Here is a 508-nt window from a genome sequence, read left to right as displayed (position 1 = left end):
ACACTGGTGTACCCGGCATCGGCGGCGGCCCGGATCACCCGCACTGCAATCTCACCGCGGTTCGCGACGAGCACCTTGGAAATACGTGCACTACTCATCGAAATGTCTTCCCTTTTCTGCAAGTGTCAGTAGCCTGCGTTGACCAGTACCGCGGCGGCGGCCACCTGTCGGCGCAGGATGAGAGCTGGTGTGCCCCACGGGTCTTCGTCGGAAACGGGAGCGTCCGCCGTGGAGCCCGCCGAGGCGAGTGCCGCGAAGACCGCCAGCACCGCGGCGATGTCCGTATCGCTCGGGTTCCCCCGAAACGTGACGACCGGCGCCGCCGGTGCCTGTTCGGTCAGCGCGACCCCCGACGCGATCTCGTCGAACACCTCGTCGACCACAAGTTCGGCGGTCATCGTGCCGGATGATTCGCCGCCGCTCATAGCGGAATGTTCCCATGCTTCTTGGGCGGGAGGGTGACCATTTTGCGTTCGAGGAGGCGCAGGGCGGCCACGATCTGTCCGCG

General features: G+C 65.7%; 2 protein-coding genes. Both read right to left on the bottom strand.

Going from position 1 to position 508, the window contains the following annotated elements; translation table 11 throughout:
- Positions 1-98 (bottom strand): biotin carboxylase N-terminal domain-containing protein (locus tag R4P95_RS33460; RefSeq protein ID WP_317747845.1); only part of this gene is annotated, 98 nt, incomplete at its 3' end.
- A gap of 27 nt (positions 99-125) precedes the next feature.
- Positions 126-398, bottom strand: a complete 273-nt coding sequence (locus tag R4P95_RS33455) for an acyl-CoA carboxylase epsilon subunit (RefSeq protein ID WP_249354164.1) — start codon at positions 396-398, stop codon at positions 126-128.
- Between the last annotated feature and the right edge of the window lie 110 nt (positions 399-508).

The organism is Rhodococcus sp. IEGM 27, from assembly GCF_033142305.1.
In the GTDB taxonomy this organism is placed as follows: Bacteria; Actinomycetota; Actinomycetes; order Mycobacteriales; family Mycobacteriaceae; genus Rhodococcus_F; species Rhodococcus_F oxybenzonivorans.
Note: the sequence above shows the minus strand (reverse complement) of the source record. Positions and strands in the feature narration are given on the sequence as shown.